The sequence below is a fragment of the Aquabacter sp. DMC10 genome, from assembly GCF_056314145.1.
In genome coordinates, this window is the sequence record NZ_JBQUYX010000001.1 from 392,141 (window position 1) to 405,457 (window position 13,317).

At 66.7% G+C, this 13,317-nt stretch carries 13 protein-coding genes; 8 read left to right on the top strand and 5 right to left on the bottom strand.

Translation table 11 applies throughout. The features are described 5' to 3' along the window. Nucleotides 1-29 precede the first annotated feature (29 nt). The gene (locus tag ACT54L_RS01810) at nucleotides 30-542 is read left to right on the top strand and encodes a MarR family winged helix-turn-helix transcriptional regulator (protein ID WP_476083826.1); all 513 of its coding nucleotides are present in this window, start codon (nucleotides 30-32) and stop codon (nucleotides 540-542) included. 140 nt (nucleotides 543-682) lie between these two features. Here the strand turns inward: ACT54L_RS01810 and dld are convergent, their stop codons facing one another. Together dld and ACT54L_RS01820 are read right to left on the bottom strand one after the other, a co-directional pair. Beyond that, a complete protein-coding gene (gene dld / locus ACT54L_RS01815) occupies nucleotides 683-2,410 on the bottom strand; it encodes a D-lactate dehydrogenase (protein ID WP_476083827.1) in 1,728 nt (575 codons plus the stop codon). Between the two features lie 26 nt (nucleotides 2,411-2,436). Then, nucleotides 2,437-3,198: a TetR/AcrR family transcriptional regulator gene (locus tag ACT54L_RS01820; RefSeq protein WP_476083828.1), complete on the bottom strand. Its 762-nt coding sequence runs from the start codon at nucleotides 3,196-3,198 to the stop codon at nucleotides 2,437-2,439. A gap of 114 nt (nucleotides 3,199-3,312) precedes the next feature. On the opposite strand from ACT54L_RS01820, the gene ACT54L_RS01825 reads away from it, so the two are divergent. The 5 genes from ACT54L_RS01825 to ACT54L_RS01845 all read left to right on the top strand — a co-directional run bounded on the left by ACT54L_RS01825 (nucleotide 3,313) and on the right by ACT54L_RS01845 (nucleotide 7,824). Continuing rightward, nucleotides 3,313-3,564 (top strand): hypothetical protein, encoded by a 252-nt coding sequence (locus ACT54L_RS01825; protein WP_476083829.1) that lies wholly within the window; start codon nucleotides 3,313-3,315, stop codon nucleotides 3,562-3,564. Nucleotides 3,565-3,649: 85 nt separating this feature from the next. Then, the gene (locus ACT54L_RS01830; RefSeq protein WP_476083830.1) at nucleotides 3,650-5,089 is read left to right on the top strand and encodes an MFS transporter; all 1,440 of its coding nucleotides are present in this window, start codon (nucleotides 3,650-3,652) and stop codon (nucleotides 5,087-5,089) included. Nucleotides 5,090-5,133: 44 nt separating this feature from the next. Next, nucleotides 5,134-5,913: a cyclase family protein gene (locus ACT54L_RS01835; protein ID WP_476083831.1), complete on the top strand. Its 780-nt coding sequence runs from the start codon at nucleotides 5,134-5,136 to the stop codon at nucleotides 5,911-5,913. Between the two features lie 139 nt (nucleotides 5,914-6,052). Next, nucleotides 6,053-7,015 (top strand): 3,5-dioxohexanoate:acetyl-CoA acetone transferase, encoded by a 963-nt coding sequence (gene kce / locus ACT54L_RS01840; RefSeq protein ID WP_476083832.1) that lies wholly within the window; start codon nucleotides 6,053-6,055, stop codon nucleotides 7,013-7,015. Nucleotides 7,016-7,029: 14 nt separating this feature from the next. Then, on the top strand, nucleotides 7,030-7,824 hold the full coding sequence (locus tag ACT54L_RS01845; protein ID WP_476083833.1) for an SDR family NAD(P)-dependent oxidoreductase: 795 nt from the start codon (nucleotides 7,030-7,032) through the stop codon (nucleotides 7,822-7,824). 125 nt (nucleotides 7,825-7,949) lie between these two features. On the opposite strand, the gene ACT54L_RS01850 is transcribed toward ACT54L_RS01845, so the two are convergent. From ACT54L_RS01850 to ACT54L_RS01860, 3 genes are all read right to left on the bottom strand, one after another. After that, nucleotides 7,950-8,705 carry an SDR family NAD(P)-dependent oxidoreductase gene (locus ACT54L_RS01850; protein WP_476083834.1) on the bottom strand — a complete coding sequence of 252 codons (756 nt, stop codon included), beginning with the start codon at nucleotides 8,703-8,705 and terminating at the stop codon, nucleotides 7,950-7,952. A 490-nt stretch (nucleotides 8,706-9,195) separates the two neighbouring features. After that, the gene (locus ACT54L_RS01855) at nucleotides 9,196-9,972 is read right to left on the bottom strand and encodes an SDR family oxidoreductase (protein ID WP_476083835.1); all 777 of its coding nucleotides are present in this window, start codon (nucleotides 9,970-9,972) and stop codon (nucleotides 9,196-9,198) included. Nucleotides 9,973-10,014: 42 nt separating this feature from the next. Next, nucleotides 10,015-10,767: a GntR family transcriptional regulator gene (locus ACT54L_RS01860; RefSeq protein WP_476083836.1), complete on the bottom strand. Its 753-nt coding sequence runs from the start codon at nucleotides 10,765-10,767 to the stop codon at nucleotides 10,015-10,017. Nucleotides 10,768-10,889: 122 nt separating this feature from the next. On the opposite strand from ACT54L_RS01860, the gene ACT54L_RS01865 reads away from it, so the two are divergent. Both ACT54L_RS01865 and ACT54L_RS01870 read left to right on the top strand, forming a co-directional pair. Then, on the top strand, nucleotides 10,890-12,170 hold the full coding sequence (locus ACT54L_RS01865; RefSeq protein ID WP_476083837.1) for an ABC transporter substrate-binding protein: 1,281 nt from the start codon (nucleotides 10,890-10,892) through the stop codon (nucleotides 12,168-12,170). 267 nt (nucleotides 12,171-12,437) lie between these two features. Next, complete coding sequence (locus tag ACT54L_RS01870; protein ID WP_476084399.1) at nucleotides 12,438-13,313, top strand: branched-chain amino acid ABC transporter permease; 876 nt, start codon at nucleotides 12,438-12,440, stop codon at nucleotides 13,311-13,313. The last annotated feature ends 4 nt before the right edge of the window (nucleotides 13,314-13,317 follow it).

Sequence of the window (13,317 nt, forward strand, 5' to 3'; positions counted from 1 at the left end):
CCCGTGACGGGGCAGAAGGATCGCGAGACGTGACGAAATCACGCAATAAATCAAATGCTTATGAAACACCTTCGCCGCCCGCCGCCGCGGAGGACTGGCCGCTGTCGGACCGCCCCGGCTTTCTGGTGCGGCGGGTCCACCAGATCCATGTCAGCCTGTTTTCTGAGCTGTGTGCCCCGTTCGGCGTAACGCCCGTGCAATACAGCCTGCTGTCCGCGCTGGCGGACCGCGAGGAGGCCGATCAGACCACCTTGTCGCGCATGGTCGCCCTCGACCGCACCACCACCACCGGCGCCTTGAAACGCCTGGAGGCGCGCGGGCTGGTCCGGCGCGGCACCTCAGCCATGGACCGACGGTCGCAAAGCTGCGCTCTGACCGCCGAAGGCCGCCGCATGCTGGAGGAGATGGAAGACGGCGCACGCCGCGCCCATGCCGTGACCGTCGACATGCTCACGCCGGAAGAACGGCGCCAATTCATTGAAGCCATGAAGAAAATTGTCGCCACCCACGGCGCGCGCCAAGGTGCCTCCGATCTCGCCTGACGCCCTTCCGCCCTGCCCAGAAATAAGGCAAGGCTCTCGAACGAACGCTGCGGCGCCCCCTGCTCGCCCGGGCGGGATGGCCCGGCAAGAGGCGGGCGCACTCTCCGCGTCCTCCTATGCCAGGACCGGGCCGTGGGCGGTCACCGCTGTGCGGGAGGGACCCAGCGCAGGGTCTTCAGCGTGCCGCCAATCCCCGGATTGAAACAGTTGCACGGATCAAGCGCCTTGTAGTGGTCGGTCACCTCCGCAGGGGCCTCATAGAGATGGCCGAAATTGTGCTCCGCCGGATACCGGGCTCCGCGCGCATCCAGCAGCTTCCACATGCGATGCTCCAGCGCGATGGGATCGTGGCCCTTGCGCACGATATAATCCTGATGGAACACGTGGCAGAAGAAATGCCCGTAATAGAGCTTATGGATGATCGGGCCACTCATGTCGTCCGGCAGGACCTCGACGAAATCCAGGTCCGACCGCTTCAGGGCGATGTCGAGGGCGACGATGTCCTCCACTTCGCTCTTGTGCACTTCCCGGTAGCGAATGGCGGCGCCGGCGGCAGCGAAGCGATGCAGGAAGGCTTTCGTCCCTTCTTCCGGCGTGCATTCAAACATGTCGCCGGAGGCTGACGGGAAGACCGTGGCCAGGTGCGCCCGCGCCTCTGCAATGCCGTCCCCGCTCATCTTCAGCATCAAATGATGGACATAGGCATCCCGGAACTTGGTCATGCGCTCCGGCAGGTGGGAGGGGAACAGATGGCTGGCCGCCTGCATGAGATGGTCGGTGAGGCCGGCGGGCAGAAAGGGCAGACGCGCCACCAGCGCATCGATGCGCGCCTTGGCCGCAAATAGCCCCGGCAAGCGGGCGGTGCCCAGATGCTGGATCGCGAGGAACATGTCCTTGCCGTAGGTGGCGGCAATATCATAGGCGGTGCGGTGAAGATACTCGGCCGCCACCGGCAGGTTTGCAAAGTGCATGAGCATGTGGCGGCGGATTGCCTCCAGCTCTGCCGGATCATTGGTGCCGATGTAGAAGACCTGGGTCTTCTCCTCCAGCGGGAAGGTGTCGAGGCGAACCGCGAAGGTCATCACCTTGCCGGCGCTGCCGGAGGCCTCGTGCAGGCGCCGGGGGTCGGCATTGTAGCGGGCCGGAGTGTCGGCCTGCACATCCCGCACATGCACGGCATATTCGCGGTCGGAGGCCAAGGCGGCGGGATCATGCCGGATGCGGTCCTCGCCAAAATCATCCCGATCGAGGGCAGCGAGCATGGCCTCCGGGTCATTGCCCAGATCGACGCCCAGATGATTGACGAGGGTCAGCTGGCCGGCGTCATCGACGCGCGCGAACAGCGCCAGCTCGGTATAGGCGGGGCCCCGGCGAATGAGGGACCCGCCCGAATTGTTGCTCACCCCGCCAAGCACGGAGGCGCCGATGCAGGACGAGCCGATGACCGAATGAGGCTCGCGCCCCAAAGGCTTCAGGGCATTCTCCAGCTCATAGAGCCGCGCGCCGGGATGGCAGATGACCTGCCGGCCACCGTCGATGAGGCGGATGCGGTTGAGCCTGACCGTGCTGACGATGACCACCGGGCGATCATAGTCGTCACCAAAGGGCGTGGAGCCTCCGGTCAAGCCGGTATTGGCGGCCTGCGTGATGACGATGGTGCCGGCCTGGATGCAGGCCCGGAGCACACGCCACAATTCCACCAGGCTGCCCGGCTCCACCACAGCCAGAGCCGGGCCGGAACCGAAGCGGAAGCCCGTGCGGTAGCGCGCGGTCCGGCGCGGATGGGTCAGCACGTGCCGCGCGCCGACGATGTCATTGAGCGAAGCGATGAGCCCAGCCCCCGCGTGAGCAAGCGTCAAGTCCGACACGCCGCGCCTCCATCCCCCAGGGAGTTTCAAACCTCGGGCCGCTTCCGTTTGACCGGGCCCCGCCCCTTGCGGGGGGATGCTGGCTCCGTCGGCTGCATTCCCTGCAGGCCCTGCAGGAAATGCTGCACCCGCTGGCTGCTGAGCTGAGCATTATCCGTGCTCACCGGCAGCCGCCAGACGTGCTTGCGCACAAGACCGTAGATGAACGAGCCCTGCAGATCGATGACACGATCATAGAGATCCGCCTCGCTGACCCCCGCCAGGGCGCTGGGATAGGCATGGCGCAGTTCCTCCATGATCGTGCGCAGGATGGTTTCCACCCGCCGCGACACATAGCGGTGCGTGAGTTCGTTGCCGGCAAGGCCGGAATACAGGACGATGCGGATCCAGATGGGCTCGTCCAGCGCCGTTAGGTAATCCCGATAAAAGGCGACCAGACGCTCATCCAGCGGCTGCGTGCGGTCCTTGAGCAGGTCGATCCAATCCTCGCGCCAGCGTGCGAGATAGACCTCGTCATAGACGCGCTCCAGAAGGGTCTGCTTGTTGCCGAAATAGGTGAAGATCAGCGCCTGCGAGACGCCGAGCATGTCGGCGAGGTCGCGCAGCTGGCCATCGAAGCCACGCTCGGCGAAGAAGGCGATGGCCCCTTCCAGGATCATCCGCGCCCGCGCCTCCGGCTCAAGGCGACGCCGGGGCGCGCTCTTCGCGCCCGCCGCCGTCCGCGCAGGCGGGGCTTTTTCCCGCCCGGCCTTCTGCACCACCGGTTCCCCTGCCTTATCGCCCGACATCGATCCCCGCGCCCTCGCTCTTATTCAAGTTACAGTCAATAAGGGTTGACAACAAGTCGCGCCGCGCTATTCAATCCCTGCTCAATAAGAACACGACACGTGCGGGGAGCAAGCATGCGGGAGGATCGCGGCGCCCGAGCGCCGGGCGCACCGCGCCATTTACCGCATCAGGCGCCGCATCATGCGCGGGTGGCCTCTCCCGTGATGATGGCGCTGCCGTGCCACCTCGTTCTCACCTGCTTGGAGCACGTCGACATCACGTGCCCGCAGCAGATGGCCGCTTTCCGCCAAGGCTTTGGGGCGGCGGCCCTCGCGCTCGGCGCCCTGAGCCTCACCGTTCTGGGTGTCGTCGCATTCTGGTCCTGACCAGCCGGACAGCCGGCCATGCGGCGGTCGCCATCGCCGCATCACCATCAATCACAAGAAAAAGTCATCACTCGGGAGGGTGCTCATGTTCGAGATGCTGGATCGTCAGCCCCGGCTGACAGGCAATCAGTATAAGCTGATCGGTGCCGCCGTGGGCGGCAACATGCTGGACTTCTTTGACCTGTTCATTATTGGGTTTGTCCTGGCCTTCATTGTGAAGCCCTGGGGACTGACCTTCGGCCAGTCTGCCATCGTCCTGCTGTCATCGGGCGTCGGCGCCACGCTGGGCGCTGTGTTCTGGGGATGGCTGGCGGACCGCATCGGCCGGCGCGCGGTATTCTCGGCCACCATCGCCAATTTTTCCATAGCCACGGGCGCCCTGGCCTTCACCCCCGACGGGGGCTGGGTCTTTCTGGCGGCTTTGCGCTTCCTGGTCGGGTTCGGCGCTGGCGGCCTTTATTGCGTGGACCTGCCGCTGGTGCAGGAATTCGTGCCGGCGCGCCTGCGAGGCCGCATTGGCGGGCTCATCACAGCGGCGGTTCCGGTGGGGCTTCTGCTCGCGTCCCTGGCGGCGGCCACGCTGCCGCCGCTCATTGGCTGGCGCGGCCTGTTCATCGTCGGCATGGTGCCCGGTTTCGCCCTGCTGCTCCTGCGCGCCTGGATCCCGGAATCGCCCCGCTGGCTCATGACACAGGGCCGGGTCGAGGCGGCCCGTCGCTCCATCGCCTGGGCGCTTGAAACGCAGCCGGAGAAGGTGCCGGCGCCCGCGGCCGCCGACATGGTCGCCGCGCGGCCGCAGAAGGCGAGCCTGGTGGGCCTGTTCCGCTATCCCCGCAGCCTTGCGGTGTCCTGGCTCACCAATCTGGGCATCCAGACCGGCCATTACGGCATGACCATGTGGGCGCCGACCTTGCTCGTGCTGCTGTTGCAGATCACCCCCGGCGCGGCCTCCTGGTACATGGCGGCAGTGAGCCTGGGCGGGCTGGGTGGGCGCTTCCTGTTCGCCTGGCTCACCGACATCATCGGTCGGCGGCCCTGCGGCATCCTCATCGGCATCGCCGCGGCCGCGAGCCTGGTGACGGCGGCAATGCTGCACAGCGCCTTCATCGGTCCCGTCTCGCTGTTCTGGCTTACCCTGATCGTTGCCAACATCTTCGTGGATGGCGGCTTCGCGGTGGTCGGCCCCTATGCCGCCGAGGTGTGGCCCTCCCGCCTTCGCACCACCGGCATGGGGTCCGCCTACGGCTTCGGGGGCATCGGCAAGATTATCGGGCCGCTGGGCCTGGCCTGGATCATCGGCTCGTCCAACGTGGTCACCCCACAGGCGACCCTGGACGCGGTGGTTCCAGCCTTCCTCTATCTGGCGGGCTGGTTCGCCCTGGTGGCCCTCGCCTTCCTTGTGTTCGGCTTCGAGACGCGCGGCCGCTCCATCGGCGCACTCGACCATGAACTGGAGAGCCTCGGCCGCCTCACGCGCTCCGATCCCGCGCAGGCCGCAAGGCGGCTGTCGCCCAACGCCGAATGAGCCGGCCGCCCGACTCCCATCCCCCATTCAACGAGAGGTGAACCATGCCCAGGCAGCTGATCGACATTTCCATCATGCTGGACAACGAAACGCCCGTCGACCAGCCGGGCTTCGGCCCGCGGATCGAGTACCAATCCCCCCAGGACAACACAGCCGAGATCTTCCGCTTCTTCCCCGGCCTCACGCGGGACCAATTGCCGGGCGGCGAAGGCTGGGGGAATGAGACGGTGACCTTGCGCACCCACAGCGGCACCCATCTGGATGCGCCCTACCACTATCACTCCACCATGGATCAGGGTCAGCGCGCCATCACCATTGATGAGGTGCCGCTGGACTGGTGCTTCCAGCGTGGCGTGAAGCTGGATTTCCGACACCTGCCCGACGGCTATGTGGTGAGCGCCGACGATGTGGAGCGGGAACTGGCCCGCATCGGCCACGCCTTGCAGCCGCTCGACATCGTGCTGGTGAACACCCGCGCGGGCAGCCGCTACGGCCATCCAGACTATATCGACGTGGGCATCGGCATGGGCCGGGAGGCCACGCTCTACCTGCTGGAGCGGGGCGTGCGCCTGACCGGCATCGATGCCTGGGGCTGGGACGCGCCCTTCAGCCACATGGCCCGCCGCTTCGCCGAGACGGGGGATGCCAGCATCGTCTGGGAAGGCCACCGCGCGGGCATGGAGATCGGCTACTGCCATCTTGAGAAGCTGCACAATCTGGAAGCGCTTCCCGCCACCGGGTTCGATGTGTGCTGCTTTCCGGTGAAAGTGCGCGGTGGCTCGGCGGGATGGACGCGCGCCGTCGCCATTCTCGACGCCAAATAGCCCCGGACGCGCCCGGCCAAGGCCAGCCGCGGGGCGCACCATCCAGACCATCACATGCTTTGAAATGACGAGAGGCGCGGGACGGCGTGTCCCGGCACTGGCCCGGCTGCGCCCGCGCCCACCATCGAGAGGAAAGCCCATGACGCATTCCACCACCACCGCCGTGCCCCCGCGCGGCGGGCGCAAGGTCATCATCACCTGTGCGATCACGGGGGCGATTCACACCCCCACCATGTCGCCCCATCTGCCCATCACGCCCGATCAGATCGTCGCGGAAGCCCTCGCCGCTGCCGAGGCGGGGGCCGCCATCCTGCATCTGCATGCGCGCAATCCGCAGACCGGCCAGCCCGACCAGAGGCCAGAGGCCTTCGCGCCCTTCCTTTCGCGCATCAAGCAGGCCACGCAGGCGGTCATCAACATCACCTCCGGCGGCAGCCCCTATATGAAGGTGGAGGAGCGCGTGCTGCCCGCCGCCACCTTCAAGCCGGAGGTCGCCTCGCTGAATATGGGCTCGATGAACTTCGGGCTGTTCCACCTGCTCGACAAGTACAATTCGTTCCAGCACGGCTGGGAGAGGACCCATCTGGAGAACACCCGCGACCTCGTCTTCCGTAATACCTTCAAGGATATCGAATATATCCTTCACACCTGCTACGGCAACGGAACCCGTTTCGAGTTCGAGTGCTACGACATCGGCCATCTCTACAATCTCGCGCATTTCCTGGAGCGCGGGCTGGTGAAGCCGCCGCTCTTTGTCCAGTCGGTGTTCGGCCTGCTGGGCGGCATCGGCCCCCATCCCGAGGACGTGATGCACATGAAGCGCACGTGCGACCGGCTGTTCGGCGACCAGTATCGCTGGTCCGTGCTGGGGGCGGGCCGCAACCAGTTGCCGATCGCCGCCATGGCCGCCTCCATGGGGGGCAACATAAGGGTGGGTCTTGAGGATTCGCTCTGGGCGGGACGCGGCAAGCTCGCCACATCCAACGCCGACCAGGTGAGGCTCGCGCGTCAGGTGATCGAGGGCCTGGGCCTTGAGGTTGCCAGCCCCGACGACGCCCGCGCCATGCTCGCCCTCAAGGGCGGCGACGACACCCAGTTCTGAGAAAGGCAGCCAACATGGCCACCAATTTGATTGCCGAATGCCCGACGGCCCTGCCCCCATTCGACCGCGCCCGTCCCCTCGCGGGCCTGACCGTCCTGGTGACCGGAGCGGGCCGGGGCATCGGCCGTGCCTGTGCCCTATCCTGCGCCTCCGCTGGCGCCCGCGTCATTGCGGCCGCACGCACGGCGCAGGATCTGGAGACCCTGGCCGGAGAGGCCGCCCGCGCGGGGGGCATCATCACGGCGCTGGTCGCCGATGTGACCTCTCCCCAATTCCTGGACAGCATCGCCGCACTGCCCGCCCTTGACGTGCTGGTCAACAATGCCGGGACCAACAAGCTGCAACGGGTGGAGGAGGTGGACGATGCCACGCTGGACCTGCTGCTGGATCTTAATGTGCGCGCGGCCTTCAAGGTGAGCCAGGCCGCCGCGCGACGGATGATGGCGGACGGCGGCGGCGGCGCCATCATCCACATCTCCTCGCAAATGGGCCATGTGGGCGCGCCGAAGCGCTCGGTCTATTGCATGACGAAGCACGCCGTCGAAGGCCTGACGAAGGCACTCGCGATCGAGCTGGCGCCCCGCAACATCCGGGTGAACGCCGTCGCCCCCACCATCGTGGAGACCTCCATGACCGCCCCGTTCCTGGAGGACCCGGCCTACCGGGCCTTCGCCATGGACACCATCCCGCTCAAGCGGATCGCCACCGCTGCGGATGTGGCGGAGGCGGTGGTCTATCTCGCCTCGCCAGTGGCCCGCCTGGTCACCGGGGTGAGCTTGCCGGTGGACGGAGGCGCCACCGCGCAATGATCCCCGGCCGGGGACAAAACATAAGGGCATCCGGCACCCTCGTGCATCCCGCCCCCCCATGGGGCGCACGGGGGTGGCGGCAGGCCATGGCCCAGTGCCGCCCCCGCGCGAGACGCCGCCGCGGCTCAATCCATATAGAGACCGCCATTCACATGGAGCGTTTCGCCTGTGATGAAGGAAGCGGCGTCGCTGGCCAGGAAGAGCGCGGCGCGCGCGACCTCCTCGGGCTCGCCCAGGCGCGCGAGGGGCGTCGCCGCAAGCAGGGCGTCGCCCTTCGCCGCCAGGAGGTCATCCACCATGGGCGTGCGGATGATGCCGGGGGAGAGGGAATTGACCCGGGTGCGGGGCGCAAGCTCCATCGCCAGGCTGCGCGTGAGGCTCAGAAGGGCGCCCTTGGTCGCCGCATAATGGGAATGCTCGGCGCTGCCCCGATGAGCCGCGATGGATGTGATGTTGACGATGGCGCTGCGGTCTGAAAGCACGGGAATGGCAGCCCGGATGATGCGATAGACGGCGTCGAGATTGACCTCCATGGTCTCCCGCCATTCCTGCTCCTGCATCTCGCTGAAGCGCCGCTGGCGGTAAATGCCCGCCGCGGGGATCAACATGTCGATCGATCCGAACTGAGCCCGCGCCCGTTCCACCACCTGGGTCGCTGCCGCCGGGTCGCGAAGGTTGGCGGCGAACACAAGGGACTTTGCCGGGGCGCATTCCCTGGCAAGGTCCTGCAGCGGCGGCTCATGCAGGTCGGTGAGAACAAGGTTCGCGCCGCGTGCAGCCGCCAGCCGGGCGATGGCGCTGGCGATGGAGCCGGTGGCTCCCGTGAGCATCAGGGTCCGGCCCGAAAGGCTGGTTTCAAAATCGAGCGCGGGGGCAGTCATCTCTAGCACATCCCTTCATCTGCGGCCTGAGCTGGCGGACGGGACAGATGGAGCAGCGCCGTTCTCCGACGCGCCCGAGCACCGTCCTCACCCAGCCCGCCACGGCCCGTGGACAGGCCCCGGGCAGCGACGGCGGCGCCGTAGGAAGGGAGGCTTAATGTATCCGATCGACCTTTGTCAAAGGTCGAAAGCCGAGAATATCCTACGAATTTTCACGAAAATTAGAGCAGTTTTGAGCCACACCACACTCAATGTATCCAATCAGGCCCAGAGCGGGGCGTTCGCGGCGCATGGTTCGGCCGGGACCGAGACCTCGGAACCCGCGCGGACGACGCCTTGAAAAAGCCCATCGTCAGGTCCTTCTCCCTCTAGGGACGGCGCCATCGGCGGCTTCTTCGCCGATGCCCGGCCGACCCTTCGCTCCTGCATCGGCAGCGCCGTCCGCCACCGTGGCGCGCGTACGCGGGACAACTGGCCAGAAGGGCTGGTGTCAGACCAGCATCTGCATGTCGCCGTCCACCGCGATGGCCTGGCCCGAAATGCTGGAGCCGAGGGGCGAGGCCAGGAAGACCGCCACATTGGCCAGGTGCTGGGGCGGGATCAGGCGCTTCAGGGAGGTGGCGGACAACGCCATGGCCTGGACCTCCTCGAGGGAGAGATTGCGCTCCCGGGCCTTGTTCTCAAACACCGAGCGGATGCGCTCCCCGTCCACCGAGCCGGGCAGGATGGCATTGGCGCGGATGCCGAATTCCCCGAGCTCCATGGCCAGCGACTTGATGAAGCCGATGACGCCCCATTTGGCCGCCGCATAGGGCGAGCGCAGGGGGAAGCCGAAGCGGCCGGCCGCCGAAGACAGGCCGATGATCGAGGCGTTCTGGCTGTGCTTCAAAGCCGGGACAGCAAGGCGCGTGACATTGAAATGGCCGGTAATGTCGACCGCAAGCGTGCGATCCCAATCCTCGGGACTGATCTGATCCACCCGGCCGGTGGGGCCGGCGATGCCGGCGTTGTTCACCAGAACATCCAAACCGCCCAGACGATCCAGGGCATCGCCCATGAAGCGGTCGACGGCCTTGCGGTCCGACACATCGCAGGCGACGCCATGGGCGCCGGGCGCATTCCGCGGCAGGGCGGCCAGGGCGGCCTCATCGACGTCGCACACCTCCACCCGGGCGCCTTCCTTCAGGAAGGCACGGGCGATTTCAAGTCCGATGCCCCCCGCCCCTGCGGTGATGATTGTGCGCAGGCCGGTGATGCCGAGGTCCATGTTCTTTCTCCTTGGGTGGTTCGCTCGGGGCGGGATGTCGGGTCAGTCGGGCAGGATGCCGCGCGACAGGATGAAGTCGCCGGCGCTCCAGATGTCGGCCACCAGCGCGGCGCGCGCCCCCTCCGCGTCGCGTGCCTCCAGGGCGCGCACCAGGGCGGCGTGGTGGATGTGAGCCTCGCCCTGCCGCACGCGGTCCGGGCCGGCGCAGAAATCCAGGTTCAACACAGGACCGATCTGAAGCCAGAGCCCTTCGATCATCTGGAACAGCGTCGGCAGATGGGCCGCGCGGTACAGCGTGAAATGCAGCGCCTTGTTGTTGCGCATGGCCTTCTGGCCATCGGGCTGCGCCTCGTCGCGCTCGGCGGCGAACAGGCCCTCGAATCGGGCGATCTCGGCAATTTCCTCCGCGCTCGCCGTTGTGGCGGCCGTGGCCGCCGCCAGTCCTTCCAGGCTGGTGCGAATGAGGCGCAGCTCTGCAAACCGCGCCCGTGACATGAGGGGTACACGGACCGCCCGGTTGGGCAGAACCTCCAGCGCATTCTCCGCCGCCAGCCGGGAGACGGCCTCGCGCACCGGCATGGGGCTGGTGCCGATGGCGCCCGCCAGCCCGCGCAAGGTGAAGCGCTCGCCCGGCACGGCGCGCCCCTCCAGCAGCAATTCCTTCAGATCCGCATAGACTTGGTCCGCCAGCGTCTGCCGGACGATCCGGTTGACGCGCGTGTCGAACGGCTCCCCGCCCGCCTGCGTGCCGAACCGGGGAAAGGAGAGATCGTCGTGCGCTGGCTTGTCTTCCATGATGCTCGTCTGTTATGTGTGATCACAGATAACAGATCGCCGACATGATCGGCAATCATCCCGATGCAGGCAGGCAGAGAAAACTGTCGCCCCAAGCAGCGGGTATAAGGGGAGGATCCGCGGTGAAAGAGACTTCGTTTCGCGCGTCCATTGCGTCCGCGCCGCTGGGGCGGCGCACACTCCTGAAGGGCGCCGGCGCCACCGCCCTTCTGGCGGGCGTGGGCATGCCGGCCATCGTTCACGCCCAGTCGGAAGACATCATCTTCGGGCATCTCACCCCCCTCACCGGCTTCCTCGGCCCGCTCGGCGCCTACGGCCAGATGGGTGTCCAGCTCGCGGTGGAGGAAATCAACGGGGCGGGCGGCATCAACGGCCGCAAGGTCAAGCTCATCATGGAGGACAGCGTCAATCCGGCGACCGCCTCCTCCAAGGCCCAGCGCTATATCGAGCGCGACAAGGCGACGGTGATCGTGGGCGAAATCTCGTCCGCCTCGGCGCTCGCCATTTCCCAGGTGGCGGCCCGCAACAAGGTGGTGTTCGTCAACACCGGCGGCAATTCCGACGCCCTGCGGGGCAAGGACTGCAACCGCTTCATGTTCCATGTGGAAGGCGCCAACACCCAATATGTGAAGGCGGTGGGCGCGGCCATGCTGCGCGACGGGCTCATCAAGGGCAAGAAGCTGTTCTTCCTGACCGCCGACTATGCCTTCGGCCACGATCTGTCCCGGGTCGGCAAGCGCTATGTGGAAGCCAATGGCGGCCAGGTCATCGCCGACGAACTGGTGCCCACCGACGCCACCGACTTCTCCGGCTATCTGCTGAAAGTCCGGCAGGCGCGCCCCGACGTGGTCATCTCGAACCTCGCGGGCAACCAGATCACCAATTTCATCAAGCAATATGCCGAGTTTGGCCTGCAATATCCCTATGGCGGCTTCGGCTTCGACACGGCGGTGGCGTGGGGCGCGGGCAAGGGCACGTTTGGCGGCATCTGGCCGCTGATCTGGCACCATGACGTGCCCGCGGCCTCCTCAAAGGCGTTCGTGGCGGCTTTCGTGAAGAAGTTCGGCAAGCCGCCGGAGAACCAGGCCTGGGGCGACTATGTCGCGACCATGGTCGTGGCCCGCGCCATGACGGAAACCAAGAGCACCGCGGGCACCGACCTCATCACCTATTTCGAGAAAGAGCCCGAATTCGACATCCTGAAGGAGCGCAAGGGCTACTTCCGGGCGTGGGATCACCAGCTGATCCAGGAAATGTACACGGTCACCGCGGCTCCGGCAGCCGAGGTGAAGGAAGTCTGGGACATCATGAAGCTGGGCAAGGCCGTGCCGGGGCCGGACACGGCGCTCAGCGCCATCGCGCCGACGCCGGAAGAGAACGCCTGCACCTTCCCGCCGGTGTGAGCGCAACACGCCCGGCCTCCCGCGCGGGGCGCGAGGGGCCGCCGCGGCTGGGCGTTGGGAACTTTGGCGTTGCCTGTGCGGTGTCTGGCGGTGTCTGGGCCTGACCTTCGACGGGTCCTTGAACGTCACTCCTGTGGCCTCGCCTCCTGTCCCCGCCCCTCCCTCCCCCGGAGCCGGCTGTCCGGCTCCGGGTCTTCCTTGTCCCTCGCGGGCCCGGCCCGCCGTCTCCGGCGGCGGAGCTCGCGGCAGGAGCATGGCTTCATGGCGCTGGAACTCGTCTTTCTGTTGGAGCAATTGCTCAATGGCCTGATGGTGGGCGTGACCTACCTGCTCATCGCGCTGGGCCTCTCCCTCATCTTCTCGCTGGGCGGCATCGTGAACCTCGCCCATGGCGGCTTCTATGCCATCGGCGCCTACATCGCCGTGGAGGTGGGCAACCGGTTCGGATTTGCCGCCGCCTTCCTGGTCTCGCCCATTGCCGTGGCGCTGATCGGCATGGTGGTCGAACGCACGCTGTTCTCCCGCTTCTACCGCGCCGATCCCATCCTCTCCCTGCTTTTGACCTTCGGCCTTGCCATGGTGATCGAGCAGGCCTTGCGGATGCTGTTCGGGGCCACCCCCATTCCCTTCTCCATCCCGCCCTTCCTGCGCGGGCAGGTGTTCCTCGGCGACTTCATCTATTCGCGCTACCGCATCGCCATTCTCGTGGTGGCGGCCGTGGCGGTGCTGGGCCTGTGGCTTTTGTTGCAGCGGACCGCCTTCGGGCGCGTGGTGCGGGCGGGCGTTCAGAACCCGGACATGGTGGGCGCGCTGGGCATCTCGCTCACCCCCTACCTGACCGCCGTAGCGGCGCTCGGCATCGGGCTGGCCGGCGTCGCCGGGGTCATGCTGGCGCCCATCTCGGGGGTTCACCCGGCCATGGGCGCGGAGGTGCTGACAGCGGCCTTCGTGGTGGTGGTGATCGGCGGGCTCGGCTCTTTCTGGGGCGTGGTGCTAGCGGGGCTTCTGGTGGGGCTGGTGCGCGGCCTGACCGTCTTCTTCATGCCGCCGGCCGCCGAGGCCTCCATGTATCTGCTGATGCTGATCGTCCTGCTGGCGCGCCCACGCGGGCTGTTCGGCGAGCGCATCCTGCGTTTCGAGTGAGGCG

Excerpts from the sequence above, each read along its gene's own strand:
- ACT54L_RS01860 (WP_476083836.1), bottom strand. The coding sequence starts at position 10,767 with ATGGAAGACAAGCCAGCGCACGACGATCTCTCCTTTCCCCGGTTCGGC.
- kce (WP_476083832.1), top strand. The coding sequence starts at position 6,053 with ATGACGCATTCCACCACCACCGCCGTGCCCCCGCGCGGCGGGCGCAAG.
- ACT54L_RS01850 (WP_476083834.1), bottom strand. The coding sequence starts at position 8,705 with ATGACTGCCCCCGCGCTCGATTTTGAAACCAGCCTTTCGGGCCGGACC.
- ACT54L_RS01820 (WP_476083828.1), bottom strand. The coding sequence starts at position 3,198 with ATGTCGGGCGATAAGGCAGGGGAACCGGTGGTGCAGAAGGCCGGGCGG.
- ACT54L_RS01825 (WP_476083829.1), top strand. The coding sequence starts at position 3,313 with ATGCGGGAGGATCGCGGCGCCCGAGCGCCGGGCGCACCGCGCCATTTA.
- ACT54L_RS01835 (WP_476083831.1), top strand. The coding sequence starts at position 5,134 with ATGCCCAGGCAGCTGATCGACATTTCCATCATGCTGGACAACGAAACG.
- ACT54L_RS01830 (WP_476083830.1), top strand. The coding sequence starts at position 3,650 with ATGTTCGAGATGCTGGATCGTCAGCCCCGGCTGACAGGCAATCAGTAT.
- ACT54L_RS01845 (WP_476083833.1), top strand. The coding sequence starts at position 7,030 with ATGGCCACCAATTTGATTGCCGAATGCCCGACGGCCCTGCCCCCATTC.
- ACT54L_RS01855 (WP_476083835.1), bottom strand. The coding sequence starts at position 9,972 with ATGGACCTCGGCATCACCGGCCTGCGCACAATCATCACCGCAGGGGCG.